Consider the following 12191-nt stretch of genomic DNA (forward strand, 5'->3'; position numbering starts at 1 on the left):
GCATGAACAACATCGTACTTGCCGTTCTGCAGGGCGTGGTCGTTATGGCCGTCGCGCCGTTCTTCTCCGGTCTCGGCCGCGTGATCCGCGCCAAGATGCACAACCGTCGCGGCCCCAGCATCATGCAGGACTACCGCGACCTGGCCAAGCTCTTTGCGCGCCCCGAGTCCCAGAGCGAGGACGCGAGCTTTGCGCTGCGCATTATGCCGCCGCTGTTCTTCGCCGTCGCCTTTATGCTCGCGATGGGCCTGCCGCTCTTTACGGCACAAAGCCCCATCCCGGTCTTTGGTGACGCCATCACCATCATGTACAGCCTTGCGCTCGCCCGCTTCTTCTTCGCCCTCTGCGGCGTGGATTCGTCCAACGCCTACGCCGGTATCGGCGGCGTTCGCGAGCTGCTCATGAGCGTACTCATCGAGCCGTCCATGCTGCTGGCGCTTTTTGCCGCCGCCCTGGTGTGCGGTTCCACCGACATCGCCACCATGGGTCAGCACATCATGACAGGCGCCATCGACGCTCCGGTCGCTGTTATCCTCGCCGGCATCGCCTTTGCGATCGCCTGCTACATGGAGCTCGGCAAGCTGCCGTTTGATCAGGCCGAGGCCGAGCAAGAGCTTCAGGAAGGCCCGCTCGCCGAGCTTTCCGGCCCGTCGCTTGCGATGGCCAAGCTCGCCATGTCCATGAAGCAGGTCCTGGTCGTCGCTTGGTTCTGCGCGATCTTCGTCCCCTGGGGCGAGCCCGCGACCGTGGGTGCCGCCGCCGTTCTGGGTGCGGTCATCTTCCTGGTGAAGTGCCTGATCGACTTTGTCGTGTGCGGCGTGATCGAGAACTCTTGCTCGCGCTCGCGTTTTAAGGTGCTCGGCAATCAGACCTGGGCTGTCGTGGGCATCGCCGTTCTGGCGTTTGTCTTCGTGGTCGTCGGCGTGTAGGAGAAGGGAGAAACAATGTCATTTGCAGTCAGTCTGTCCCTTCTCGGCTTGGTCGCTATCGCGGCCCCGATGGTGGCCTCGGTGCTCGTCGCCCTGTTCCCCCGTCCGTACGCCAAGTGGTTCAGCGTTTTGGGTGCCGCCGTCTCGACGGCCTGCACCATCGCCCTCGCCGCGAATTTCGCCGGCGCCGGCATGCCCGACACGCAGGTCCCCCTGATCTCGTTTGGGCAGACCCTCGTCATGGGATTCACTTTCGATCGCATGAGCACGCTGCTCGCGCCCGCCTTTGTGGGTATCGGCCTGCTTGTCGTGATCTATTCGATTCCCTATATGAGTGAGAATAACCGTGAGCATCCCGATGCGCCGCGTCGTCGCTTCTACGCGTACCTCGCGACCTTCATCGGCGCCATGGCCGGTCTCGTGTACAGCTCGACCCTTTTGGGCCAGCTCGTGTTCTTTGAGATCACGGGTGCGTGCTCTTGGGGCCTCATTAGCTACTACATGACGCCTACGGCCAAGAAGGCCGGCATGAAGGCCCTCATCATCACGCATATCGGTGCGCTCGGCCTGTATCTGGGCGCCGCCATCGTGTTTGCCCACACCGGCACCTTCGCCATCACCGCGATTGCCGGCCTCGACACCAAGCTCAAGGCTATCGTCCTTTTGCTCGTGCTGTTTGCGGCCTGGGCCAAGTCCGCACAGGTCCCCATGTACATGTGGCTGCCTTCGGCCATGGAAGCGCCGACGCCTGTTTCGGCCTACCTGCATGGTGCCTCGATGGTCAAGGTCGGCGTGTGCGTGTTCGCGCGCGCACTCGTCTCTGCCGGCGAGATTCCCGAGATCGTGGGCTGGGTCGCCATTATCGACGCCATGGTCACCATGCTCTTTGGTTTCCTTATGTACCTGCCGCAAAAGGACATGAAGCGCCTGCTGGCCTTCTCCACGATCGCCCAGCTCTCCTATGTGTTCTTTGGTCTGGGCCTTTCGGTCTTTGGCAGCCAGCTGGCCTTTGATGGCGCCGTGTGCCACATCTTTAACCACGCTTTCGCCAAGACGCTGTTCTTCCTGATTGCCGGTTCGTTCTCCTTTACGCTCGGCACGCGTATGCTGCCCAAGCTTCGCGGCATCGTAAAGAAGTACCCGATCTCGGGCGTGGGCTTTGGTGTCGCGGCGCTCGCCATTGCCGGCGTGCCGCCCATGAACACGTTCTTCTCGAAGTTCCAGATCATCGCCGGCGGCTTTTCTGTGGGTGCCGGCAACGTCGCGATTCTGGTGCTCGTGTGCATCATGGTCGCCGAGACCGTCGCCACCTTTGCCTGGTTCCTCAAGTGGATGGGCTATTGCCTGCCCGGCGAGCCGAGCGAAGAGGTCGCTGCGGGTGCCCCGCTTCCCCGCGCGATGGCGTTCGTGTTCATCGTGCTCATCATCATGGTCATCGTCAGCGGCCCGCTTTCGGCCAGCTGGATCGGTTAGGAGGTAGAACGACATGGGTTATTCGATCGTCAACATCCTTGGCGGCCTTCTGATCGTCACGTCCACCATGGTGGTCGTCTCAAAGAACATCAAGCACGCCATCCGCTGGTATGCGGTGCAGTCGCTGGTACTCGTGGGACTGCTCGCCACGCTCGGTGCCACTACCGGTGCGCAGGAGCTGCTTATGTGGGCCGGATCTGCCTTTATCACCAAGGTCGTCCTGGTCCCTTATATCCTCAACCGTGCATATAAGAAGATGGGCGAGCCGAGCGACGCATCGCTCAAGGCCGGCCTTAAGCCCGCGTGGGCCATCTGCATCATCGCCGTCGAGGTCGCGATTTGCTTTGCCGTCGTGACGCAGATCAGCCTGCCCACGGCCGAGGTCGCAACGCCTGCGCTCGCCATTAGCTTCGCTCACTTCTTTGTGGGCCTCACCTGCATCATCTCGCAGCGCAACATCATGAAGCAGATCTTTGGATACTGCCTTATGGAAAACGGCAGCCATGTGACGCTCGCGCTTTTGGCCCCCACCGCTCCCGAGATCATCGAGATCGGTATCGCCACCGACGCCATCTTTGCCGTCATCATCATGTCCATCGTCGTGCGTCGCATTTGGGACGACTCCCACTCGCTCGATGCGCGCGACCTGTCCGAGCTGAGGGGGTAGTCCATGGAAACGTTGATTCTCGCCCTGCTCGCGACTCCTTTGGTGTTCTCGCTGGTCATGGCGTTTTTGCCCAAGAACACGTCCTATAACGTGTTTGCCGGTCTCAACCTGGTCTCCGTCGCAGCCGTCCTGGTGCTGTCGATTATGACGGCCGGTGACGTCCTTATGAGCGGCGACACCGCGAGCGCTCTTGGCCTGTGGTTTCACCTCGATTCGCTGGGCGCCATCTTTGTGCTGCTCATCGGCTTTATCGGTTTTCTTACGGGGCTGTTTTCGCTGCCCTATGTAAAGGCCGATATCGAGGAGGGCTCCATGCCCGCCGAGCGCGCCAAGCAGTATTTTGCGCTGTTTAGCCTGTTTGTGTTCACCATGCTGCTCGCGTGCCTGTCCAACAACATGATCCTCACGTGGGCCGCCGTGGAGGCAACCACGCTTTCCACCGTGTTCCTCGTGGGTATCTACAAGAACAAGACGGCCCTCGAGGCTTCTTGGAAGTATGCGATGGTCTGCACCGCCGGCGTGGCCTTTGGCCTGTTCGGTACGCTGCTGATCTACGCCAACGCCGCCGACGTGATTCCCAACGCCCACGAGGCCGCATTCCTGTCGTGCGTGCTGCCGTATGCCGACCAGTTCGACCCGACGCTCATGCGCCTCGCCTTTGCGTTTATCGTGATCGGCTTTGGCACCAAGGCCGGTCTGTTCCCCATGCACACTTGGCTGCCCGATGCCCACTCCCAGGCCCCGAGCCCTGTCTCGGCCCTGCTCTCGGGCGTGCTGCTTAAGTGCGCCATGCTTGTGATCATGCGCTTCTATGGCTTTACTATCCAGGCCGTGGGCGCAGAGTATCCGCAACTTTTGCTGCTGATCGTCGGCACGCTGTCCATTTTGGTGGCGGCGCTTTCGATGTTTCGCCAGGACGACCTCAAGCGCCGCTTTGCGTACTCGTCTGTGGAGAACGTGGGCGTTATCGCCTTGTGCCTGGGTATCGGTGGCCCGCTGGGTATCGCCGCGGCCCTGCTGCACTGCGTGTTCCACGGCTTTACCAAGACGCTTGCCTTCTGCGTGTCCGGTAACATCCAGCACGCCTTTGGCACGCGTAGCCTGGCCAAGATCCAGGGTGTCGTCGAGGTTGCCCCCGCAACCGCCGCGCTCGCCATCCTGGCGCTGCTCGGTCTTGCCGCCTTCCCGCCCTTTGGCATGTTTATCTCCGAGTTCCTGACTTTTGTCGCCGGTGTTACCGCCGGTCCCATGTGGCTGGTCGTCGTGGTCGCCCTCGGTCTTACCGTGGCCATCTCCGCGCTCACCCGCATCGCACTCAAGTCGGTATTCGGCCATGCGCCCCAGGGCATGGGCAAACATGAGGCCCCGGCGCTCATGCTTATCCCCGAAATCATCCTGGCTGTCATGATCTTGTGGTTTGGCATCGCCACCCCGCTGCTCCTCGTGCACGGTGTGGAGACCGCGACCGGCATCGTGCTCGAGCAGAGCACCGAGGAACTTCACGCGACGCCGATGTACCGCGCTGTGTTCGGTACCGAGACCGCTCAGAGCGAGGTGGAGTAACGAATGATTGAAACTGAGAACAAGGTGTATGCCCGCCGCTGCGAGAGCCATGTCGAGGCCCTGCGCCGCGCCGTTCCTGGCTGCATCGAGAAGGTCGAGTGGCAGTGCGAGGACCAGCTGACGATTACCGTCAAGCAGGACAAGCTGCCCGAGGCCGTCCACTACCTGTACTACGAGCGCTACGGCTGGATTCCCGTGATCGTCGGAAACGACGAGCGCAGCCTGTGCGGCCGCTACGCCGTGTACTACGTCATCTCCATGGAGGGGGAGGACCCCGGCTGGGTGACCGTGCGCACCGAGGTCGATCCCGCCAAGATGACGTTCCCGTCCGTGACGCCGTTCGTCCCCGCCTGCGTGTGGGGCGAGCGCGAGCTGCGCGATATGTTCGGCCTGATCCCCGAGGGTCTGCCCGACCGTCGTCGCCTGGTGCTGCCCGATGACTGGCCCAACGGCCTGTTCCCGCTGCGCAAGGACTCCATGGACTACCGTTTCCGTCCCGCTCCCGCGAGCGACATGGAAAACTACGAGTTCTTGGCCGATACCAAGGGCAAGGAGACGACGCTTGTCCCCATGGGCCCGTTGCACATTACCTCCGACGAGCCCGGCCACTTCCGCCTGTTCGTAGAGGGTGAGACGATCGTCGACGCCGACTACCGTCTGTTCTACGTACACCGCGGCATGGAGAAGGTCGCCGAGACGCGCCTGAACTATGACGCTGTGACGTTCCTCGCCGACCGTATCTGCGGCATCTGCGGCTGCGCCCACTCGGTGGCCTATGCCGAGGCCGTCGAGCGTGCCCAGGGCATTCATGTTCCGCCGCGCGCCCAGTACATCCGCGCCATCATGCTCGAGGTCGAGCGCCTGCACTCGCATCTGCTCAACATTGGCCTGGCGTCGCACTACACGGGCTTCGACTCCGGCTTCCAGCAGTTCTTCCGCGTCCGCGAGAAGTCCATGGACCTGGCCGAGAAGCTCTCCGGTCACCGCAAGACCTACGGTCTCAACGTGATCGGCGGCGTGCGTCGCGACATTTTGGCCGAGCAGAAGCTCTCCACGCTCACGACCATCCACCAGCTGCGCTCCGAGGTTCAGGAGCTCGTTGACGTCTTGCTCTCCACGCCCAACTTTATTGAGCGTACGAGTGGTATCGGCATCTTGGACCGCAAGATCGCACGCGACTTCTCGCCGGTCGGCCCGCTCATGCGTGGCTCGGGCTATGCCCGCGACGTGCGCTTTGACCATCCCTTCGACGGCTACGCCGATCCGGACGTCCAAAAGATGCACGCCGCCACGGCCGACACCTGCGATGCCTTCGGCCGTACCGCCGTTCGCATCCAGGAGGTCTACGATTCGATCGACATGATCGAGACCATGCTCGAGAACTGCCCGTCGGGCCCCATCCTCACTACGGATTGGGAGTACACCCCGCACAAGTACGCCATCGGCGCCACCGAGGCGCCGCGCGGTGAGGACGTGCACTGGGCCATGCTCGGCAACAACCAGAAGTGCTACCGCTGGCGCGCCAAGGCCGCCACGTACAGCAACTGGCCGGTCCTGCGCTACATGTTCCGCGGCAACACCGTGGGCGATGCGGCGCTGATCGTCGGCTCGCTCGATCCGTGCTACTCCTGCACCGACCGCGTGACGGTGACCGATGTCGCCGCCAAGCGCGACCACGTGCTCGACAAGGAGCAGTTCGAGAACGTCTGGCGCGACAAGTCGCCGCTTGCGGGCGAGGGCACCATGGCCGCTCCGCTCGATGAGGAGGCGCTCTAATATGCTGAAGCTTTGGAAGGTTAACGCCAAGGCCGGCGACGCGACGGTCAAGTACCCGTTTGCGCCGTTTCCCACCAACAAGGACATGCGCGGCAAGCCCGAGCACGACGCGGAGCTCTGCATCGCCTGCGGTGCCTGCGGCGTGGCGTGCCCGGCCGATGCCATTCGCATGGACACCGACCTTGCCTCCGATACCATCACCTGGTCGATCGACTACGGTCGCTGCATCTTTTGCGGTCGCTGCGAGGAGGCCTGCCCCATGGAGGCCATCAAGCTCACCGAGGAGTTTGAGCTGGCCGTCATGAGCAAGGACGACCTCACCAGCAAGAGCGTCTATACGCTCGAGCACTGCTCGCGTTGCGGCAAGCCGTTTGCCCCGCACAAAGAGATCGACTACGCCAAGCGCCTGCTGCAAAAGGCCGGCGGCATGGAGGCCGAGCAGGCCGCCCGTACTGTTGGTATGTGCCAGGAGTGCAAGCGTGAGCTCGACGCCCTGCGCGCCGCCTCGGCCGTAAAGACCGGCAACGCTGCCGGCATGGCTGCCAACGAGACGCTTGCGTCCGGTGAGCCCCAGGGCCCTGGCATGGAGTATCTGGGCGGCCACGGCGTGAACCCGGAGTATATCGACCGCGAGCTCAACCCCGATGCGCCCGAGATTCCCGCCGGTCCGGCGCCGGTCGAGGGCATCATCATGGATTTTGATACGAAGGAGGAGTAACCATGGCCGAACCCACGCTTTTGCCCGAGCGGCTTCAGTACCGCCCGACCAAGATCGAGCTCGACGAGAGCATCGAGAAGGCCAAGGCGACCCTTCTTAAGAAGATCAAGCGCTCGGTGTACGTCTACCGCGTTGACTGCGGCGGCTGCAACGGCTGCGAGATCGAGATCTTCGGTTCCATCACGCCCGTCTTCGACGTCGAGCGCTTTGGCATCAAGGTCGTGCCCTCGCCCCGTCACGCCGATGTGCTGCTGTACACCGGCGCCGTGACGCGTGCCATGCGCATGCCGGCGCTGCGCGCCTTTGAGGCCGCACCCGATCCCAAGATCGTAGTGTCCTATGGCGCGTGCGGCTGCACCGGCGGCATCTTCTACGACAACTACTGCGTCTGGGGCGGCACGGACAAGATCCTGCCGGTCGATGTCTACATCCCCGGCTGCCCGCCCAGCCCCGCGCAGACCATCTACGGCTTTGCCATGGCGCTCGGTCTGCTGGACCAAAAGCTCCATGCCGAGACCACGGTGGAGGCCGCCGGCGAGCAGGCCGATATCCTGCACCCCGGCGTTCCGTACAAGTTGCGTGTTGCCATCGAGCGCGAGGCTCGCGCCATGAGCGGCTACCGTTACGGCCGCGACCTGGCCAATGAGTTTATGGATACGCTCGAGGGTGCACCCAAGGGCGATATCCGCGGTGCCATGGCGCTGCTTATCGACAAGCAGGACGATCCTCGCCGCGTCGAGGTGTACTCGGCGCTGCAGGATCTGGTGCTGGCCGGAGGTCGCTAGATGGAGCTTACGGACCGCTCTGGTTACTTTGCGGGCCCCGGTATGCTTGGCGGCTCCTTTGGCGATGCCTCGCGCGCAAGCGACGAGGCTGCCGAGGGCGTCGCCGACCCCTGCCTGGACCATGCGCCCGACCAAGTGGTCTTTTATGAGCTCACGCGTAAGTTTGTGGAGACCGAGGAAGACGTTCCCCAGGAGGCCTGCGACGTGCTGTACTACACGCTCGCCGTGGGCCACCACACCGGCGTGCTCGACTGCTTTGAGCCGCGCCTGTCGGTGCCGGTGGATGTGTTCTATACGCTTATCGACGCGCTGCCGGAGGGAGAGGCCCGGACTAAGTTCGAGGCCATCCGTTCCTTTGGCGAGTGCCAGCTCGACAAGACGGCCGTGCCGTCGCTGCTCGAGGCCTGCGATGCGCTGCTCGACGAGCGCGGTTTTCGCGGTTCTGCTAAGGCCGGCATCTCGGTGTTCGATGACGACTTTGGCCTGCATGCCCAGCAGGTCGCTTTCTTAATGAAGTTTCGCGATCTGGTTGAGCGCGTGCGCGATGTGTCGGGCGTGTATCTGACGGGAAGGTTGCAGTAATGGGTCGCGTTGTAGATGGTCGTGTGAACGGCGCCCCGTTTGCGGGTATCGTGCTCACGGCGGGAAGCGTGCTGCGCGCCGACGATGCCGCCGGCCCTGTGCTCTCCAAAAAGATGGAGGACGCACCCATCGCCGGTTGGTACACCATTGACGGTGGCCAAACGCCCGAGGACGACATCATCGAGGTCAAGCGCGAGCGTCCGCCGCGTCTGGTCTTGGTCGATGCTGCCGACATGGCGCTGCCCGTCGGCGCCATCCGCTTGCTCGACAAACGTGATGTGGCCCGCAAGTCGATGTTCACCACGCATTCGCTTCCCTTGTCGATTCTGATCGAAGAGATTGAGCAATCGTGCGATGATATCGTTTTTGTCGGAATTCAGCCGGGCGACACGGAGTTCTACAACCCCATGTCCCCGGAAGTCTTTGACGCCGTCGACGCCGTGTATGACGCCGTGGCCGCCAACGACTTTTCCCACTTTGTCCGCTTGGGGCAGGAGCTATAGGAGCGCTTGTCCCTGCTGATTAGGAAAGAAGTGATTGACATGGCAGATTCCAAGGCAGAATATCCCGCTCCCGATTGCCTGGCACCCGCCGCGATCGAGGCCAAGACCGAGGCCGCCGGCGTGACCAAGGCCAACCTGCCGGTCGCAAAGGCCTTTCTGTTGGCAATGTTCGCCGGTGCGTTCATCGCCTTCGGCGGCCTGTTCTTTACCGTGTTCTTGAGCGATAGCACGCTGGGCTGGGGCGCCCAGCGCGTCGTGGGCGGCCTGTGCTTTTGCCTGGGCCTGGTGCTCGTGCTGGTGTGCGGCGCCGAGCTGTTCACCGGTAATTCGCTTATGGTCTGCGCGCTCAAGAGCAAAAAGATCACCCTGGTCCAGATGCTCAAGGCTTGGGTCGTCGTGTGGCTTGGTAACTTTGCTGGTGCCCTGTTCATCGTCTTTTTGGTGTACATGGCCGGCATTTACAAGCTCAACGGCGAGGCGGTCGCCAATTCCATGGTGAGCGTCGCCGCCGGCAAGGTGACGGTCGACTGGGTGACGATCTTCTTCCGCGGCATCCTGTGCAACATCTTTGTGTGTCTGGCCGTATGGATCGGTACCGCCGGTAAGACCGTGGTCGATAAGGTCGTGGGCATTTTGCTGCCCATCGCCGCCTTTGTGGCCTGCGGTTTTGAGCACTGCGTCGCCAACATGTACTTTTTGCCCATGGGTGCCGTGATGCACGCGTGCGGCTATGGTGCCGACGTCGCCGGTGCCGATGCGCTCAACGCCGCGGGCATTGCGTTTAACCTGTCCGCCGCCACGCTGGGCAACATCGTGGGCGGCGCGGTTCTGGTCGCGCTCGGCTACTGGTTTATCTACGCCAAGAAGTCCGAGGCGTAAGGTATCGTCTGTTTGACGTTGGGCCTCCCGCGGGGCGTTGCCGTGCGGGAGGCTTTTTGGGTCCGGGGCTCGTTGCCGGGCATTTGGCCTGTTGTGTTTGGCTGATGAAAGGGGTAATCGAGATGGCATCTGCTGTGAAGTGTGACGGTCGCGCCGTGGTGACCACATGCGGGGGATGCTATGCCGATTGCGCCTTTGCGGCACGCGCTGAGGACTGTCGCGTGGTGGCCGAGTTGCCGGTGTCGGGGCATCCGTGCGCGGCGCGAGCCCTGTGTGCCCGCGGGCGGCATCGCCTGGACATGCCGTTTGACGAGCACGACCGGATTTTGCATCCCATGCGACGCCGCCAGGATGGCTCGGGGTTCGATGTGATTTCGTGGGATGAGGCGTTCGCGCAGATCGCAGCGCGCCTTGGGGAGATTGTTGACGGGCATGGTCCCCGTGCGCTGGGCATGACGCTCGGCGTGCCCTCGTTCGACCGGTACTGGGCGTATCGCTTTATGCATGCGCTGGGCTCGCCCAACGTATACGGTGCCGACGGTGCCTGCGAGGTAAGCCGACTTACCGGCTGGGAGCACAGCTTGGGCTATAGTCCCGCCTCCGACCTGGCGCATACCGATTGCATCATGTATCTGGGGCGCTCCATTGTCGATTCGTCGACGATGGGGGCCGTTGATGCGCTCAACGATGCCCGTCGCCGTGGGGCGAAGATTATCGTGGTCGACCCCCGGCGCAGTGGCTCGGCTGCGCTTGCCGACCGCTGGCTGCGCGTGCGCCCGGGCTGTGACCTGGCTTTGCTGCTAGGCATCGCGCATGTGCTGATTGCCGAGGACCTGTATGACCACGAGTTCGTGACCCGCTATACCACGGGTTTTGATGAGCTGGCGCAGGCGGCCGCTGTTTGGACGCCCGAGTGGGCTGAGTCGATGTGCGATGTGCCGGCGGACGATATCCGAGCGACTGCGCGTGATTTGGCTGCCGCGGCGCCTGCTGCGGTGGTGGACGCGGGCTTTCATGGCGGCATCGGTATCGCGTATGCCAATAGCACCCAGACCGCGCGCGCTATTTGCTTGGTCGATGTGCTGCTGGGCTGCATCGGACACGCGGGCGGCGCGCTCAATCCACCCACACCGCTTGCGCTGGGCGACTTGGACCCTGTGCGTTTCGCGACGCCGCCGGTGCCGCGTGAGCCTAAGTTGGGGTCCGAACGCTATCCACTGGTCGATCCGGTGCGCGGCCTGTGTACGACCATCGGTCAGTCGATTCTTGCCGGGGATTTGCGTGGGCTCATCGTCTATGCCAGTAACCCCGGTGCGGGCTATGGCAATGCGCAGGCTTGGTTGGGCATCTTGCAGCAGCTCGACTTGCTCGTGACGATTGATATTCGCTGGTCCGAGACAGTGCACGCTTCCGACTTCGTGCTGCCCGATGTGACGTATCTGGAGGCCGACCGCGGCGTGGGCACGGTCGTGGGTCGCAACGACGCTCGCGTGTTCTACCGTAATGCCGTGCTGCCCGTGCAGCATGACGACACGCGTCCCGGTCGGGAGATCTTTGCCGGTTTGGCTGCGGCCTGCAGCGTTGGTGAGTGCTTCGACTTTACGTCTGACGATCTGGCGGCTGCCCAGGTGGCGCCTTTTGGGATCAATCTGGACGAGCTCAAGGAGCGCGGCTGGGCCGACACGGGTGTTGCGTTGCCGTCGCGTACGGGCGAGCCGGCGATTCCCTTGGATGGCGGCAAAATTGCGCTGGCAAGCGACGTATGGGAACGAGCCGGTCTGGGCCGCGTTCCCGGTTGGATCGCGCCCATGGTGGAGCCCGGTCCGGGGATGTTTCGCCTCATTAGCGGCAACCGTCCCTTTGAGTCGCACACCTCGCGAAGGCTTGCGGCCCAAGGTGCCGCCGAGGCTGGATCGGACCTGGATGCCGTGCAGATGAATGCCGATGCCGCTGCTCGCATGGGTATTGCCGACGGCGAGATCGTCGAACTCGTGAGCGATATGGGCCGCGACCGCGTGCGCGTGGAGACGACGCCGTATCTGCATCCGGCGTGCATCTTTACGTCGGCCGCCCCCGGCGGACGTTCGTTTAGCGCCGATGCCGGCGGTGCTCAAGCCTTGGGCGTCGGTCCACTCGACCATACACCGTTGCGTTGGGACCCGTTGACGGGCGCCGCGCTCACCCAGGAAAACGCCGTTTGCGTGGAAAAGATCGCGGCGCGCGAGGATAATAGCGATTGATTGACTCAGCCGATCGAATTGGCTGATTGTTTGACGTTCGAACGATTGATTCACCTTTGGTTTTGAAAGGCCGCAC

Annotated in this window: 11 protein-coding genes; all 11 read left to right on the forward strand. The window is 62.9% G+C overall.

Features of this window, described 5'->3' with window-relative positions:
• The first annotated feature begins 2 nt into the window (after positions 1–2).
• The 11 genes from DXB53_RS08255 to DXB53_RS08305 all read left to right on the forward strand — a co-directional run bounded on the left by DXB53_RS08255 (position 3) and on the right by DXB53_RS08305 (position 12115).
• Positions 3–929 (forward strand): respiratory chain complex I subunit 1 family protein, encoded by a 927-nt coding sequence (locus tag DXB53_RS08255; protein ID WP_022095201.1) that lies wholly within the window; start codon positions 3–5, stop codon positions 927–929.
• A 15-nt stretch (positions 930–944) separates the two neighbouring features.
• On the forward strand, positions 945–2402 hold the full coding sequence (locus DXB53_RS08260; protein ID WP_117584079.1) for a hydrogenase 4 subunit D: 1458 nt from the start codon (positions 945–947) through the stop codon (positions 2400–2402).
• A 13-nt stretch (positions 2403–2415) separates the two neighbouring features.
• Positions 2416–3069 (forward strand): hydrogenase 4 membrane subunit, encoded by a 654-nt coding sequence (gene hyfE, locus DXB53_RS08265; protein WP_117584080.1) that lies wholly within the window; start codon positions 2416–2418, stop codon positions 3067–3069.
• Positions 3070–3072: 3 nt separating this feature from the next.
• Entirely contained in the window at positions 3073–4632 is a 1560-nt protein-coding gene (locus tag DXB53_RS08270; RefSeq protein WP_117584081.1) for a hydrogenase 4 subunit F, read from the forward strand.
• Between the two features lie 3 nt (positions 4633–4635).
• A complete protein-coding gene (locus DXB53_RS08275; RefSeq protein WP_117584082.1) occupies positions 4636–6408 on the forward strand; it encodes an NADH-quinone oxidoreductase subunit C in 1773 nt (590 codons plus the stop codon).
• Between the two features lies 1 nt (position 6409).
• The gene (locus DXB53_RS08280; protein ID WP_117584083.1) at positions 6410–7126 is read left to right on the forward strand and encodes a formate hydrogenlyase complex iron-sulfur subunit; all 717 of its coding nucleotides are present in this window, start codon (positions 6410–6412) and stop codon (positions 7124–7126) included.
• Positions 7127–7128: 2 nt separating this feature from the next.
• A complete protein-coding gene (locus DXB53_RS08285; protein WP_022095195.1) occupies positions 7129–7911 on the forward strand; it encodes an NADH-quinone oxidoreductase subunit B family protein in 783 nt (260 codons plus the stop codon).
• The gene (locus DXB53_RS08290; RefSeq protein WP_117584084.1) at positions 7912–8493 is read left to right on the forward strand and encodes a formate hydrogenlyase maturation HycH family protein; all 582 of its coding nucleotides are present in this window, start codon (positions 7912–7914) and stop codon (positions 8491–8493) included.
• Entirely contained in the window at positions 8493–8996 is a 504-nt protein-coding gene (gene hycI, locus DXB53_RS08295) for a hydrogenase maturation peptidase HycI (protein WP_117584085.1), read from the forward strand. Before DXB53_RS08290 ends, hycI begins: the two co-directional genes overlap by 1 nt.
• Before the next feature lie 39 nt (positions 8997–9035).
• On the forward strand, positions 9036–9875 hold the full coding sequence (locus tag DXB53_RS08300; protein ID WP_117584115.1) for a formate/nitrite transporter family protein: 840 nt from the start codon (positions 9036–9038) through the stop codon (positions 9873–9875).
• 122 nt (positions 9876–9997) lie between these two features.
• The gene (locus DXB53_RS08305; RefSeq protein ID WP_158556512.1) at positions 9998–12115 is read left to right on the forward strand and encodes a molybdopterin-dependent oxidoreductase; all 2118 of its coding nucleotides are present in this window, start codon (positions 9998–10000) and stop codon (positions 12113–12115) included.
• Positions 12116–12191 lie beyond the last annotated feature (76 nt).

This window comes from Collinsella sp. OM04-5, assembly GCF_003439125.1.
Classification (GTDB): Bacteria; Actinomycetota; Coriobacteriia; order Coriobacteriales; family Coriobacteriaceae; genus Collinsella.

Excerpts from the sequence above, each read along its gene's own strand:
- hyfE (WP_117584080.1), top strand. The coding sequence starts at position 2,416 with ATGGGTTATTCGATCGTCAACATCCTTGGCGGCCTTCTGATCGTCACG.
- DXB53_RS08285 (WP_022095195.1), top strand. The coding sequence starts at position 7,129 with ATGGCCGAACCCACGCTTTTGCCCGAGCGGCTTCAGTACCGCCCGACC.
- DXB53_RS08290 (WP_117584084.1), top strand. The coding sequence starts at position 7,912 with ATGGAGCTTACGGACCGCTCTGGTTACTTTGCGGGCCCCGGTATGCTT.
- DXB53_RS08275 (WP_117584082.1), top strand. The coding sequence starts at position 4,636 with ATGATTGAAACTGAGAACAAGGTGTATGCCCGCCGCTGCGAGAGCCAT.
- DXB53_RS08305 (WP_158556512.1), top strand. The coding sequence starts at position 9,998 with ATGGCATCTGCTGTGAAGTGTGACGGTCGCGCCGTGGTGACCACATGC.
- DXB53_RS08260 (WP_117584079.1), top strand. The coding sequence starts at position 945 with ATGTCATTTGCAGTCAGTCTGTCCCTTCTCGGCTTGGTCGCTATCGCG.
- DXB53_RS08270 (WP_117584081.1), top strand. The coding sequence starts at position 3,073 with ATGGAAACGTTGATTCTCGCCCTGCTCGCGACTCCTTTGGTGTTCTCG.
- DXB53_RS08280 (WP_117584083.1), top strand. The coding sequence starts at position 6,410 with ATGCTGAAGCTTTGGAAGGTTAACGCCAAGGCCGGCGACGCGACGGTC.
- DXB53_RS08255 (WP_022095201.1), top strand. The coding sequence starts at position 3 with ATGAACAACATCGTACTTGCCGTTCTGCAGGGCGTGGTCGTTATGGCC.
- DXB53_RS08300 (WP_117584115.1), top strand. The coding sequence starts at position 9,036 with ATGGCAGATTCCAAGGCAGAATATCCCGCTCCCGATTGCCTGGCACCC.
- hycI (WP_117584085.1), top strand. The coding sequence starts at position 8,493 with ATGGGTCGCGTTGTAGATGGTCGTGTGAACGGCGCCCCGTTTGCGGGT.